Source organism: Amycolatopsis sp. DSM 110486, from assembly GCF_019468465.1.
GTDB lineage: Bacteria > Actinomycetota > Actinomycetes > Mycobacteriales > Pseudonocardiaceae > Amycolatopsis.
This window is the reverse complement of the sequence record NZ_CP080519.1, coordinates 3,056,076-3,069,361: the sequence shown is the minus strand read 5'-3', so window position 1 is coordinate 3,069,361 and position 13,286 is coordinate 3,056,076. Positions and strand designations below refer to the sequence as shown.

Annotated in this window: 11 protein-coding genes; 5 read left to right on the top strand and 6 right to left on the bottom strand. The window is 70.3% G+C overall.

Annotated features, from left to right (window positions below):
- Nucleotides 1-94: 94 nt before the first annotated feature.
- Nucleotides 95-2,074, bottom strand: coding sequence for an acetate--CoA ligase (gene acs / locus K1T34_RS14935; protein ID WP_220244859.1), 1,980 nt, complete (start codon nt 2,072-2,074; stop codon nt 95-97).
- Between the two features lie 94 nt (nt 2,075-2,168).
- Complete coding sequence (locus K1T34_RS14930) at nt 2,169-2,750, bottom strand: GNAT family N-acetyltransferase (RefSeq protein WP_220244858.1); 582 nt, start codon at nt 2,748-2,750, stop codon at nt 2,169-2,171.
- 114 nt (nt 2,751-2,864) lie between these two features.
- On the opposite strand from K1T34_RS14930, the gene K1T34_RS14925 reads away from it, so the two are divergent.
- The 5 genes from K1T34_RS14925 to K1T34_RS14905 all read left to right on the top strand — a co-directional run bounded on the left by K1T34_RS14925 (nt 2,865) and on the right by K1T34_RS14905 (nt 8,085).
- Nucleotides 2,865-3,371 (top strand): phosphoribosyltransferase, encoded by a 507-nt coding sequence (locus K1T34_RS14925; protein ID WP_220244857.1) that lies wholly within the window; start codon nt 2,865-2,867, stop codon nt 3,369-3,371.
- A complete protein-coding gene (locus tag K1T34_RS14920) occupies nt 3,368-4,090 on the top strand; it encodes an oxidoreductase (RefSeq protein WP_220244856.1) in 723 nt (240 codons plus the stop codon). Before K1T34_RS14925 ends, K1T34_RS14920 begins: the two co-directional genes overlap by 4 nt.
- Before the next feature lie 88 nt (nt 4,091-4,178).
- On the top strand, nt 4,179-4,952 hold the full coding sequence (locus tag K1T34_RS14915; RefSeq protein WP_220244855.1) for a 3-hydroxybutyrate dehydrogenase: 774 nt from the start codon (nt 4,179-4,181) through the stop codon (nt 4,950-4,952).
- Nucleotides 4,953-4,984: 32 nt separating this feature from the next.
- Nucleotides 4,985-6,301: an MFS transporter gene (locus tag K1T34_RS14910; RefSeq protein WP_220244854.1), complete on the top strand. Its 1,317-nt coding sequence runs from the start codon at nt 4,985-4,987 to the stop codon at nt 6,299-6,301.
- The gene (locus tag K1T34_RS14905) at nt 6,298-8,085 is read left to right on the top strand and encodes a GAF domain-containing protein (protein ID WP_220244853.1); all 1,788 of its coding nucleotides are present in this window, start codon (nt 6,298-6,300) and stop codon (nt 8,083-8,085) included. The genes K1T34_RS14910 and K1T34_RS14905 overlap by 4 nt, the downstream gene beginning before the upstream one ends.
- Here the strand turns inward: K1T34_RS14905 and K1T34_RS14900 are convergent.
- From K1T34_RS14900 to K1T34_RS14885, 4 genes are all read right to left on the bottom strand, one after another.
- On the bottom strand, nt 8,072-9,172 hold the full coding sequence (locus K1T34_RS14900; RefSeq protein ID WP_220244852.1) for a HoxN/HupN/NixA family nickel/cobalt transporter: 1,101 nt from the start codon (nt 9,170-9,172) through the stop codon (nt 8,072-8,074). The genes K1T34_RS14905 and K1T34_RS14900 overlap by 14 nt on opposite strands.
- Before the next feature lie 177 nt (nt 9,173-9,349).
- The gene (gene murQ, locus K1T34_RS14895; protein WP_220244851.1) at nt 9,350-10,279 is read right to left on the bottom strand and encodes an N-acetylmuramic acid 6-phosphate etherase; all 930 of its coding nucleotides are present in this window, start codon (nt 10,277-10,279) and stop codon (nt 9,350-9,352) included.
- A gap of 17 nt (nt 10,280-10,296) precedes the next feature.
- Complete coding sequence (locus tag K1T34_RS14890) at nt 10,297-11,298, bottom strand: MurR/RpiR family transcriptional regulator (protein ID WP_255638520.1); 1,002 nt, start codon at nt 11,296-11,298, stop codon at nt 10,297-10,299.
- 211 nt (nt 11,299-11,509) lie between these two features.
- On the bottom strand, nt 11,510-13,276 hold the full coding sequence (locus K1T34_RS14885) for a serine hydrolase domain-containing protein (protein WP_220244850.1): 1,767 nt from the start codon (nt 13,274-13,276) through the stop codon (nt 11,510-11,512).
- Between the last annotated feature and the right edge of the window lie 10 nt (nt 13,277-13,286).

Sequence of the window (13,286 nt, the reverse complement as noted above, 5' to 3'; positions counted from 1 at the left end):
GCGTTCGATGTCCGCCATTCGGGGTAGTCAGCAGGAAAGGGGCCCTCCCGGCGGGAGAGCCCCTTCCTCGCGGACAGAACCTACCTCGCGGTGCCTACTCCTCCTTGCCCGACTGCAGGCCGGAGGAGATCAGGTCCATCACCGACGAGTCCGCGAGCGTCGTGACGTCGCCGATCGCCCGGTTCTCCGCGACGTCGCGCAGCAGGCGGCGCATGATCTTGCCCGAGCGCGTCTTCGGCAGCTCCGGCACGACCATGATCTGGCGCGGCTTCGCGATCGGGCCGATCTCCTTCGCGACGTGGTTGCGCAGCTCCTGCACGGCCTCGTCACCACCATCGACGGCGTTGCCGCGCAGGATCACGAACGCCACGATGCCCTGCCCGGTCGTCGGGTCGGTCGCGCCGACCACGGCCGCCTCGGCCACCGTCGGGTGCGAGACCAGCGCCGACTCGACCTCGGTGGTCGAGATGCGGTGGCCCGACACGTTCATCACGTCGTCGACGCGGCCGAGCAGCCAGATGTCACCGTCGGCGTCGTACTTGGCGCCGTCGCCGGCGAAGTAGAAGCCCTGGGCGGCGAAGCGCGACCAGTACGTCTCGCGGAAGCGCTCCTCGTCGCCCCACACGCCGCGCAGCATGCCCGGCCACGGCTTGTCGAGCACCAGGTACCCGCCGCCGCCCTTGCCGACCTCGTTGCCCTGGTCGTCCACGACCTTCGCCGAGATGCCCGGCAGCGCGCGCTGGGCCGAACCCGGCTTGGTGGACGTGACGCCCGGCAGCGGCGAGATCATGATCCCGCCGGTCTCGGTCTGCCACCACGTGTCGACGATCGGCGCCTTGTTCGCGCCGATGGTCTCGCGGTACCAGATCCACGCCTCGGGGTTGATCGGCTCGCCGACGCTGCCGAGCACGCGCAGCGACGTGAGGTCGTACTTCGCCGGGATCTCCGCGCCCCACTTCATGAACGTGCGGATCAGCGTCGGCGCGGTGTAGTAGATGGAGACCTTGTACTTCTGCACGATCTCCCAGTGCCGGCCCTCGTGCGGGGTGTTCGGCGTGCCTTCGTACACGACCTGCGTGACGCGGTTGGCCAGCGGCCCGTAGACGATGTAGCTGTGGCCGGTGATCCAGCCGATGTCGGCCGTGCACCAGTACACGTCCTCGCCCGGCTTGTGGTCGAACACGTTGTGGTGCGTGTACGCGGCCTGCGTGAGGTAGCCGCCGGAGGTGTGCAGGATGCCCTTCGGGCGCCCGGTGGTGCCGGAGGTGTAGAGGATGAACAGCGGGTGCTCGCTGTCGAACGCCTCGGGCGTGTGCTCGGCCGACTGCCCGTCGACGAGCTCGTGCCACCACAGGTCGCGCCCGTCGGTCCACGGCACCTCGCCCGCGAGGTCGCTGCCGGTGCGGCGGACCACGATGACCTTCTCCACGGTCTCGGCGCCCTCGAGCGCCTCGTCCACATTGGCCTTCATCGCGGCGGCCTTGCCGCGGCGGTACTGGCCGTCGGAGGTGATCACGATCTTCGCCGACGCGTCGTCCACGCGGGCGCGCAGCGCGGTCGGGGAGAAGCCGCCGAACACCACGTTGTGCAGCGCGCCGAGGCGGGCGCACGCGAGCATCGCGAAGATCGCCTCGGGGATCATCTGCAGCTGGATCGCCACGACGTCGCCGGCGGTCACGCCGAGCGAGGTCAGCGCGTTGGCGGCTTTGGAGACCTCGTCCTTCAGCTGCGCGTAGGTGATGTCACGGGTGTCGCCGGGCTCGCCGACCCAGTGGATGGCGACCTGGTCGCCGTGGCCGGACTCGACGTGCCGGTCGACGCAGTTGTAGGCGACGTTGAGCTTGCCGCCGACGAACCACTTCGCGAAGGGCGCATTGGTCCAGTCCAGTACCCGGGTCCACTTCGTGTCCCAGCTCAGGCGCTCGGCCTGCTCGGCCCAGAACTGCTCCCGGTCCGCGTCCGCCTTCTCGTAGGTATCGGCCTTGGCGTTGGCCTGAGCGGCGAACTCGTCGCTCGGTGGGAAGGTGCGGCTCTCGGTGAGCAGGTTGTCCAGCGCTGGGGACTGCTCGGTCATGGTGCAAGGCCTCCTGTAGTGCGAACCCGCGGCTCACGGCACGCTAGCGACGTTAGTCCGCTCACGACAAGGATGCAGCCGTGTGGGCGAGCCCTCAGGCGAGGCGGGCCAGCAGCCGGGCGCGTGCGCCGGGCCATTCAGCTTCCGTCATCGAGTACACCACCGTGTCGCGCGAAGTGCCGTCCGGACGGATCCGGTGGGCCCGCAGCACGCCCTCGCGCAGCGCGCCGAGCCGCTCGATGGCGCGTTGCGAGCGCAGGTTGCGGCTGTCGGTCTCCCATGCCACCCGCTGGGCGCCGAGCACCTCGAAAGCGTTGCGCAGCAACAGGAACTTGGCCTCGGTGTTGAGCCCGGTGCGCTGCCAGCGCGGGCTGATCCAGGTGTGCCCGATCGAGAGGATCCGGTGCTTCGCCGCGACCTGGTAGTACGACGTGGTGCCGGCGACGAGGCCGGTGGCGACGTCGATCTGCGCCCATGCGCGGCGGTCGGGATCGGCTGTGGCGGCTTCGACGAACCGCTCGGCGTCGGCCGAGGTCTCGAACTGCCGGATGCTCAACCAGGCCCAGATCGCGGGATCCTGGCCGACCTCGAACAGGCCCTTCGCGTGGTCCGCGCCGAGGGGCTCGAGGCGCACGTGGGTGCCGGACAGGGTCGGGTGATCGTTCCAGTCGCTCACGAAACCCAAGCTACGGCGTCAAGTGGTCGTGCCCGATAGCCATTTCTCGATCATTTCTCCAGACCACTTTCCGGTTGCTTATGCTCGCGGGAACGACCTAGGAGAGGCATGGGCATGGCTGAAGACGGCGCGGCGCGGGAAGAGCTCACCTGGGAGTTGTTCGGCACCGCCAGCAGGGAGCTCGCCGAGCAGGTCGCCGCCGACGGCTTCGAGCCCGACCTCATCCTCTCCATCGCCCGCGGCGGGCTCTTCGTCGCCGGCGCGCTGGGCTACGCGCTGGACGTGAAGAACCTGCACGTGATGAACGTGGAGTTCTACACCGGCGTCGACCAGCGCCTCGATCTGCCGGTGATGCTGCCGCCGGTGCCGAACGTCGTGGACCTGAGCAACAAGAGGGTGCTCGTCGCCGACGACGTGGCCGACACCGGCGCCACGCTCAAGCTCGTGCGCGACTTCTGCGCCGACCACGTGGCCGACGTGCGCTGTGCCGTGATCTACGAGAAGCCGCATTCGACGGTCACCAGCGAGTACGTGTGGCGCCGCACCGATCGCTGGATCAACTTCCCGTGGTCGGTCCTGCCGCCGGTCGTCAAGCGCGCCGGGCAGGTGCTCGACGCATGAGCGACCCGCTCAAGCCGCTGCTGGAGCTCGCCGGCGTCGCCGCCGCGGCCAAGGCGGCGCAGGACGCGGTGTTCGCCGTGCACCGCCTGCCCGCCAACCTGCGCGGAGGCGCGGAGACGGCCGCCGAGGCGTCGGTGCGCGCCGCGCGAGCGTCGGCCGGCATCGACGGCGCGAACCCCGAACTGCCCGCCGACGGCGCGGTCGCCGACCCCCTGCTCGCCGGCGCCCTGCGCGTGGCCGAGTCGCTGGAACCACTCCTGCCCACCTGGCGGCGCGCGCCGTTGCAGGCGCTGGCCCGCCTGCACGTCCTGGCCGCGGCCGACGTCGTCGAAGATCCCGACACACTCGGCCGGCCCCTTGCCGGAGGCGAGCGCCTGGAGCTGCTGGCCCAGCTCGTCACGGGCGCGACGTCCGTGCCCGGGCCGGTGCTCACGGCCGTGGTGCACGGCGAGCTGCTGGCCCTGCGCCCGTTCGGCTCGGCCGACGGCGTGGTCGCCCGCGCGGCGGCGCGCCTGTCGATGATCGCGACGGGCCTGGACCCGAAGGCGCTGACCGTGCCGGAGGTGGCGTTCTTCCGGCGCGTGCCGAAGTACGTCGAGCTCGCTTCCGGCTTCGCCGCCGGGACGACGGACGGGGTGCGGGAGTGGCTGCTGTTCTGCTGTGAGGCGTTCGAGGCGGGTGCGCGGGAGGCTCGCAGCATTTCGTCCGCCGCCGGTTAGGGCTGTGGTCCGGGCACACTGGATCTTGCCAGGCTGTGGTGGCCGGACACATGGTCGGCGAGGTGGGCGAGACCTAACCTCGTAGCCCATGACCAGTGGGGTACGTCACAGCTCACAGGGCGACCTTGATGGCCGCGTCGCCCTCGTGACCGGCGGTGCGAGCGGAATCGGGCTCGCCTGCGTTCGCGCGTTGGCCGCGGCCGGGGCGAAGGTGCACATCGTCGACCTCGACGCGCGCGGTGCCGAAGCGGCCGCGGCCGAGATCGGCGGCTGGGCGCACGTCGGTGACCTCACCGACCCCGCGGTGATCGACGCGTTGCCCGCCGAGCTGGACGTGCTCGTGAACAACGCCGGGTTCCAGCACGTGGCCGCGCTGCCCGAGTTCCCGCCCGAGCAGTTCGCGCGGATCCAGGCGCTGATGGTGACGGCGCCGTTCCTGCTGATCCGCCGGTCGCTGCCGGCGATGTACGCGCGCGGCTGGGGGCGGATCGTCAACGTCTCCAGCGTGCACGGCCTGCGCGCCAGCCCGTTCAAAGCCGCGTACGTCACGGCGAAACACGCCCTCGAGGGACTGTCCAAAGTGGCCGCTCTCGAGGGTGCGGAGCACGGCGTGACGTCCAACTGCGTCAATCCCGGCTACGTCCGTACGCCGCTCGTCACCGGCCAGATCGACGCGCAGGCCGCCGAGCACGGCCTCGATGCCGACGAGGTAGTGGAGCAGGTGCTGCTGCGGCGCGCGGCGATCAAACGGCTCATCGAACCGGCGGACGTCGCCGACCTCGTGGTGTGGCTGTGCGGCGAGCACGCCGGGCACGTCACGGGCGCGTCGCTGCCCCTGGACGGCGGCTGGTCGGCCGCCTGAACCCCCGTCCCCACAACGAAGTGGAGTGTGCAGTGACAACACCAACCCGGGCAGGCCTGCTGCGCGTGGTCGGCGCGAGCCTGATCGGCACCACCGTGGAGTGGTACGACTTCTTCCTCTACACCTCGGCCGCCGCGCTCGTGTTCAACAAGCTGTTCTTCCCGAACGCCGACCCGCTCACCGGCACGCTGCTCGCACTGCTGACCTACGCGGTCGGCTTCCTCGCTCGACCCGTCGGCGGGCTCGTGTTCGGCCACTTCGGCGACCGCATCGGGCGTAAGCGCCTGCTCGTGGTGAGCCTGGTGATGATGGGCGGCTCGACGTTCCTCATGGGCGTGCTGCCCACGTACGGCGCGGTCGGCGTCCTCGCCCCGATCCTGTTGACGCTGCTGCGGCTCGTGCAGGGCTTCGCGCTCGGCGGCGAGTGGGGTGGCGCGGTGCTGCTCGTGTCCGAGCACGGCGACGACCGCCGGCGCGGTTTCTGGGCGTCGTGGCCGCAGACCGGCGTGCCGGCCGGGAACCTGCTGGCCACGGCGGTGCTGGCGATCCTCGCCTCCGTGCAGTCCGACGCGACGTTCAACGCGTGGGGCTGGCGCATCCCGTTCCTGCTGTCGGGCGTGCTTGTGGCGATCGGGCTGTGGGTGCGGCTGGCCGTCGCGGAGTCGCCGGTGTTCCTCGCCGCGAAGGCCGCGGCCGGGGAGGAGGAAGCCACGCCGATCGTCGACGTGTTCCGCGGGCACCTGCGCGGGCTGGTCGTGACGTTCGGCGCGCGGCTTGCGGAGAACGTGTCGTACTACGTGATCACGGCGTTCATCCTCGTCTACGTCACCACCGGGCTCGGCCTGCCGAAGGCGACCGGGCTCACCGCCGTGCTGGTCGCCTCGGCCATGCACTTCGTGACGATTCCCTTGTGGGGCTTGCTCTCCGACAAGATCGGCCGCAAGCCGGTGTACTTGTTCGGCGTGGTCGGGATGGCCGCGTGGGCGTTCGGCTTCTTCTGGCTGCTGGACCTGCGCACGACGGGCGCGGTGATCGGTGCGGCGACCATCGGGCTCGTGGTGCACGGCGCGATGTACGGACCGCAGGCGGCGTTCTTCGCCGAGCAGTTCCCCACCCGCGTGCGCTACACGGGCCTTTCGGTGGGCGGGCAGCTGTCGTCGATCGCGGCGGGCGCGATCGCACCGCTCGTCGCCGTGGCGCTGTTCCAGGCGTACCACTCGACGCTGCCGGTTTCGGTCTACGTCGCCGCGATGTGCGTGCTGTCGGTGCTGGCCCTGCTCGGCGCGCGGGAGACGCGCGGTGAATCGCTGGAGGAGGCTCCCGCCGAACGGCGCTCAGTGACAGCATGACCTGTGTGGATCCCTACCGCCGGTTGCTCGAGCTGCTCGCCGCCGGGGCGAGCAGCGAGCAGCTGGCGCACGCCGCGCGCGAGTCCGGCGCCGACGCGACCGAGCTCGCGCTGCGCGTGCGCGAGACGCTCACCGAGCACCAGCGGCGGGAAGCCGAGCTCACGGCGTTGTTCGACACCGCGAGCGACCTCGCGCGGCTGCGTGACCCGGACGCGGTGCTGCGCTCGATCGTGCGGCGGGCGCGGACTCTGCTCGGCGTCGACGTGTCGTACCTGAGCCTGAACGACGAGGCCGCCGGCAAGACCTACATCCGTGTCACGGACGGCTCGGTTTCCGCGTTGTTCCAGCAGATCGTGCTCGGCATGGGCGAGGGGCTCGGCGGGCTCGTGGCCCAGACCGCGCGGCCGTACGCCACCGCGGACTACTTCGCCGACGCGCGCTTCCGCCACACCTCACCCATCGACACCGGCGTGCTGGAGGAGGGCCTCACGGCAATCCTCGGCGTGCCGCTGGCCATCGGCGGCAAGGTGCTGGGCGTGCTCTACGCGTCGGACCGCGCGCCGCGCGAGTTCTCGACGGCGGAGGTCGCGCTGCTGTCGTCGCTGGCCAACCACGCGGCGATCGCCCTGGACAGCGCGCACCTGCTCGACGAGACGCGCCGCTCGGCCGCCGAGCTCAACGCCGTGAACGCGACCATGCGCCGCGCCGACGAAGCTCACGACCGCCTGATGGACCTCGTGCTCAGGGGTGGTGACCTGCCGGAAGTCGCCGCGGAGGTGGCGGGCGTGCTGCGTGGCGAGATCGCCGTCCACGACGCTTCGGGGGACTTGCTGGCGGGCTCGTTGCTGTCGTTCGACGCGCCGGCGGTGGCTTCTTCGCGCGGCAGCGGGCGCGCGGAGTCCACATCGGACACCTGGGTGTGCGCGGTGCGGGCCGGTCAGGAGCTGCTGGGCAGCCTCACGCTGGCGGGCCGGCCGGAGCTGGCGGGTGCGGACCGGCGGTTGTTCGAGCGCGCGGCCGTGGTCACGGCGTTGCTGCTGATGCTGCGCCGGTCCGTCGCACAGGCCGAGGACGAGGTGCGCGGCGAGCTGCTCACGGACCTGCTGACGGCACCGGCGCGCAACCCGGCCTCGCTGACGGCCCGCGCGCGGCGGCTGGGTGTCGACTTGTCGGCGCCGCACGTGGTGTTCGTCGCCCACGCGCCCGGGATTTCCCGCCGTGGCCTCGCATCGGCTTGCGCGCGGTACGGCGACCTGGTGGGTGTGCACGCGGAACAGGTGGTCGCGCTCGCGCCGGACGGTGTCGGGGCGGCCAAGGTGGCCCGTGAGCTTCAGTCCGTTGTGGACTGTCCGGTGACGGTCGGTGCCGCAGGCCCCGCGAAAGGTCCCGCCGCGCTCGCCCACGCGTACGCCGAGGCGGTTCGTTGCGTCAGCACGCTGCTCGCCCTGGGTCGCGAAGGCGACGGCGCGGCGATGGCCGAGCTGGGCTTCCTCGGCGTGCTGCTCGGCCGCCACGCCGACCTGGCCGCCTACGTCACGGCCACGCTCGGCCCGGTCCTGGACTACGACTCCCGCCGCGGCACCGACCTCGTCGGCACGCTGCGCGCGTACTTCGCGGCCGGCGGCAACCTGGCGCGCGCCAAGGACGAGCTGCACGTCCACGTGAACACCGTGGTGCAGCGCCTCGACCGCGTCTCCGCGCTGCTGGGCGACGACTGGCGCGAGCCGGAACGCGCGTTGGAGATCCAGCTCGCGCTGCGCGTCGCGCGGCTCAGTGGTCAGTGAGCCGCGCCGACCACTTCTCCTCGATGCGCCCGAACCGCCACACGGCGAGCGCGACCAGCCACGTGAGGATGAACAGCCCGACGATCGCGAACCCGACGTAGTCGAGGTTGACCTCGGCGATGGTGGCGAGCGGCCCGTGCGTGATGTCGAGCTGCTCGGCGAGGATCGACACGAGCTCGATCGTGCCGATGACCAGCGCCACCGCCACGGACAGCGCGGTGACGGTGATGTTGTAGTAGACCTTCCGGATCGGGCGCGAAAACGCCCAGCCGTAGGCGAAGTTCATGAACACCCCGTCGGCGGCGTCGAACAGGCTCATGCCCGCGGCGAAGAGCACGGGCAGCACGAGGATCGCGTACCAGGGCAGTGCGAACGCCGCCGCGCCGGCCGCGAGGACCAGCAGCCCGATCTCCGTCGCGGTGTCGAACCCGAGTCCGAAAAGGACACCGACGGGGTAGATGTGCCACGGCTTGCGCACGGCCTTCGTCGCGCCGCGCAGCAGGCGATTCATGAAGCCACGCTTGTCGAGTTGGCGTTCCAGCGCGGCTTCGTCCAGTTCACCGCGGCGCATCCGCGCGAAAACCCGGAGGATCCCGACGAGCGCCACGAGGTTGATGATCCCGATCAAATAAAGGAAAACGCCTGAAACCGACGTACCGATGAGGCCGGTGGTCTGGTGCAGCGCCGACGAGTCGTCCTCGAGCTGCCCGGCGACCGCGCGCACGCCCAGCGAGAGCAGCAGGCAGAGGCCGAACACGATCGTCGAGTGCCCCAGCGAGAACCAGAACCCGACCGACAGCGGCCGCTGGCCCTCGGCCATCAGCTTGCGCGTGGTGTTGTCGATCGCCGCGATGTGGTCCGCGTCGAACGCGTGGCGCATGCCGAGCGTGAACGCCGTGACCCCCAACCCGATCCCGAACACACCCGACGCCCCCAGGTCGTAGTGGTGCGGCGCGATGAACAGCACGAGCACGCCCCAGCCCACGAGGTTCAGCAGCAGGATCACCGCCGCCATCCCGGAGAGCGACCCCCACTCTCGCCTCGACAGCGGCTGCCTGGCGCGGGTCGGTTCCTTCACCCCGGTCATCGACCTGCCCTCCCTCGCAGACAACACCTGAGAGGTTAGGCAGGTGAACAGGTGAACCGCAATAAGCGCAGGTTCACAAAAGAGCCCCTCACCAGGAGATGAGGGGCTCTTCGTCCGTTTCAAGCAAGGTGCTTGCGCTCCCCGCAGAGCTCAAGCAGTCGTATTTACCGGGACAACTCAACCCGCGCGCAAGTGCAGCGAGGCGAGTGCCTTGCGGACGTGGCCGCCGCTGGCAGCCAGCGCCGCCGCGGAGCGTTCGACGTCGGAGCCCGACAGCAGGTGCACGAGGGCCGTCTTGAGGTCGCCGCCGGCCTCGGTCAGGGCGTCGGAGCAGTCGGCCATGGTCAGGCCCGTGGCTTCCTGCAGGATGCGGATCGTGCGGCCGCGCAGCTTCGCGTTCGTGGCCCGCATGCTGACCATCAGGTTCGAGTAGGTCTTCCCCAGCTTGATCATCGTGGCCGTGGAGAACGCCGTGAGGATCAGCTTCTGCGCCGTGCCCGCCTTCATCCGGGTCGAGCCGGCGATCACCTCCGGGCCGGTGGCCACGGCGATGAGCACGTCGACGCCGGCCGGCTTCGACGCGCGCGGGTTGGCCGAGACCAGCCCCGTGTGCGCGCCGAGGCGGCTCGACGCCTCGAGCGCGCCGAGTACGAACGGCGTGCGCCCGGAGGCGGCGAGGCCGAGCACGAAGTCGCCCGGCTGCACCACGGCAGCGAGCTCGGCCGCGCCGGCCTCGTCGTTGTCCTCGGCGTTCTCCACCGCCTGCCGCAGGGCCTTCTCGCCGCCCGCGTGGTGCGCGACGAAGAGGTCCGGCGGCACGTTGAACGTCGGCACGAGCTCGGCCGCGTCCAGCGTCGCCAGGCGGCCTGACGTGCCCGCCCCGACGTAGTGCACGCGGCCGCCGCCCCGCAGGGCTTCCACGGCGTAGTCGACCGCGCGCGCCAGCTGCGGCAGCACCGCGGCCACCGCGTCGGGCACCCGGCGGTCCTCGGCGTTGATGGCGCTGAGGATCCCCATGGTGGACATCAGGTCGATGTCCACCGTGCGGGGGTTGCGCTGCTCGGTCGGCGAATCGACGTGTACCGCCTGCGTGGGGACGGACATCATGCGCCTCGTTTCTCGGTTCACTTACCGGTTTCCCGCGGACGGCGGCGACCGTCGGGCCTGACCCCGAGCCGGTGCGAGCCGACCGCGTCCCTCGTCGCGTCCAGCGCGCTGACGGAGGCGTCCATGTGCCGCTGCGCGACCCCGATGAACAGGCAGTCGATCACGGTGAGCTGAGCGATGCGGCTCGCCGTGGCCCCGGAACGGAAGGTGGTTTCGCGCGCGGCCGTGGTGAGCACGTGGTCGGCGACCTCCGTGATCGGCGAGCGCGGGAAGTTCGTGACCGCGACGGTGACCGCGCCGTGCTCGCGCGCGACCCGCAGGGCCTCCACGGTGTCGGTGGTCGCGCCCGTGTGGGAGACGCCGATCGCGACGTCGCCGGGGCTGAGGACCGCGGCCGAGGTGAGCATGATGTGCGTGTCGGACCACGAGAAGCTCACGCGGCCGATGCGGTGCAGCTTCTGCTGCAGGTCGGCGGCCACGAAGGCGCTCGCGCCCACGCCGTAGACGTCCACGCGGCCGGCTTCGGCCAAGAGGTCGATCACGCGCTGCATCGTCGCGACGTCGAGCTGGTCGGCCGTCTCCTCGACGGCGCGCGCGTCGGCGAAGCTGACCTTGCCGATCACGGCCGCGAGGTCGTCCTCCGGGCTGATCTCGCCGCCGAGGTTGCGCGTGGTTCTCGCCTCGGTGCGCGCGGTGTCCGCGGCCAGCGCGATGCGCAGCTGCGGGTACCCGCCGACGCCGACGGCCTTGCAGAACCGCGTGACCGTGGTCTCGCTGGTGCTGGCGGCGAGGGCGACCTCGGTGATGCTCCGGCGCGCGACCGTCGCGGGGTCCTCCAGCACCACCTTCGCCACCCGCTGCTCGGCGCGGGCGAGCCCTGGCAGCAGCGAGCGGATGCGGACCAGCGGGCTCGCATCGGCGTCACGCACAGTGGCCTGAGCTGGGGTTTGCTCGGACGGTGCCGGGATGGTTACGGAATCGGCATCGTCCACCGTCGGAAAGTTACTAACCGTTGGCATTTGCGACAAGGCTACCCACATCCTTCGGCAGGATCGCAACCCGTCCGTGTCTGCGGACTTCGTTTTGCGATTAATCGTTGACCAGAAAGTCGCTAACCAGGTCGACCTTGTTAACGAGCTCAAGCTAACGACTTGGCAACTTAGTGTCGCCCCGCAAAAGGCTTCGGATCGCTGAGTGGGAGGGCCAGTTCGGCGCTGCGCGACAGCCCGGTCACCGAGCGCTCAAAATCCACCCGGTCGCGGTGAGTGCCGACGGATTCCGCTCACCATCGAGAACTGTCCGGCCGCGTTCGGTGACTTTCACACCGTCGACAGAAACTCCGCGTCCGGTGTAACTCGCGTCGGTGTTGTAACGCCAGCGCAGGGTCGTAACGCTCGAGGCCGGTACTTCTGCCGTCACGCGCCACCAGGCACGGTGTCCGTGGCCTGAGAGCGACGTCACCTGTCCGGGGGGTGTGCCTGCTCCGTTTGCATGAACGGCGACTGGTTGCCAATTGACGCCGTCCGAGGACGATTCCAGCTGAAGTGGATCAGTCGGACCTTCCGTATCCACAAAGGCGTAGAAGGAGACCTGCAGAGGGCCGCCGGATCGCGGTGTCAAGGGCTGCGTACTCAGCGTAGCCGTCGACTTGTCGCCGAGGCCCGCGAACCACGCGTCGCGGCCCTGAACGGGCTTCACGGCCATGGCTTGGGCCAGCGATGTGGCCCAGACCTGGCGGGCCGTGTTGATGGAGCCCCAGTTACGACTCGGGTGCACTCGGTTGGTCAGCAACAACGCGAACGACCGCGATTCCGGGTCGATGACCAGCGTCGTCCCGGTGAATCCGGTGTGGCCCGCCGTCACCGGTGAGGAAAGCGCACCCATGTACCAGGGCTGGTCGAGCTCGAACCCGAGGCCGTGGGCGTCGTCGGGGAAGCGCTGGTTGTAGTTGGTCAGCATCGTCTCGACGGTGTCCGGCCGCAGGATGCGCTTGCCCCGGTAAGTGCCGCCGTTGAGGATCGTCTGGCAGAGGATCGCCAGGTCGCTCGCGGTGGAGAACACGCCGGCGTGCCCGGCGACGCCGCCGAGGGACCACGCGTTCTCGTCGTGCACCTGGCCGCGCACGAGCCCGCGTGGCGGGTCGGCCTCGTACTCGGTCGCGGCGACGCGGTTCAGCTTCGACGCGGGCGGGTTGTAGCCGGTGTCGACCATGCCCAGCGGCGCGGTGATGCGGTCGTGCACCACTTTGTCCAGCGTCTGCCCGGTGAGCTTCTCGATGACGAAGCCGAGGGTGAGCATGTTGAGGTCGGAGTAGAGATAAGTCGTGCCCGGCGCGTTCTTCAGCGGGCTGTCGAGCACGGCCTTGCGGCGTGACGGGATGTCCGGATAGCCCTGCCACAGCGACGGCACGGGGTCGGCGTCGAAGCCGGACGTGTGCGTGAGCAGCTGCTCGATCGTCACGGCTTCCTTGCCGTTCACGCCGAACTCGGGCAGGTAGCGCACGACGGGTGCGTTGACGTCGAGTTTGCCCTGCTCCACCAGCTGCAGCGCGGCGATCGAGGTGAACAGCTTCGAGACCGACGCCATGTCGAAGATCGTGTCGTTCCGCATCGGGACCTGCTGGTCCTTCGGCAGCTCGGTACCCGCCGCGTCGGCGTACCTCAGCGCGCCGCCGACGGCGTAGCGGTCGACGACCACGCCGTCGTGGGCGAGCAGGCCGACGGCGCCGGAGAAGTGCGGGTGGCCGGACGCGTCGGGCTGCGTCCAGCTCGCCAGGAACTGCTCGGCGGACTTGATCGGTCCGGCGTCGAGTCCGACGTCGGACGGCTTGCCTTCGCGCAACGTCGTCGGCGGCGCCGCGAAGCCGTGTCGCACCACGTCGAAGCGCCCGGCGAGCGGGTCGTGCTGCGTCGTGGTGGCGATGGCGGCGGCTCCTGCGGTCGACGTTGCCGCGACCAGCACAACGACCGTCGCGGCGAGCACCTTCCTAGCACGCATGACCGCTCTC

Bases quoted from the DNA above. Each gene is read 5' to 3' on its own strand.
- K1T34_RS14900 (WP_220244852.1), bottom strand. From the start codon at position 9,172: ATGACCGGGGTGAAGGAACCGACCCGCGCCAGGCAGCCGCTGTCGAGG.
- K1T34_RS14920 (WP_220244856.1), top strand. From the start codon at position 3,368: ATGAGCGACCCGCTCAAGCCGCTGCTGGAGCTCGCCGGCGTCGCCGCC.
- K1T34_RS14915 (WP_220244855.1), top strand. From the start codon at position 4,179: ATGACCAGTGGGGTACGTCACAGCTCACAGGGCGACCTTGATGGCCGC.
- K1T34_RS14905 (WP_220244853.1), top strand. From the start codon at position 6,298: ATGACCTGTGTGGATCCCTACCGCCGGTTGCTCGAGCTGCTCGCCGCC.
- K1T34_RS14885 (WP_220244850.1), bottom strand. From the start codon at position 13,276: ATGCGTGCTAGGAAGGTGCTCGCCGCGACGGTCGTTGTGCTGGTCGCG.
- murQ (WP_220244851.1), bottom strand. From the start codon at position 10,279: ATGATGTCCGTCCCCACGCAGGCGGTACACGTCGATTCGCCGACCGAG.
- K1T34_RS14890 (WP_255638520.1), bottom strand. From the start codon at position 11,298: ATGCCAACGGTTAGTAACTTTCCGACGGTGGACGATGCCGATTCCGTA.
- K1T34_RS14925 (WP_220244857.1), top strand. From the start codon at position 2,865: ATGGCTGAAGACGGCGCGGCGCGGGAAGAGCTCACCTGGGAGTTGTTC.
- acs (WP_220244859.1), bottom strand. From the start codon at position 2,074: ATGACCGAGCAGTCCCCAGCGCTGGACAACCTGCTCACCGAGAGCCGC.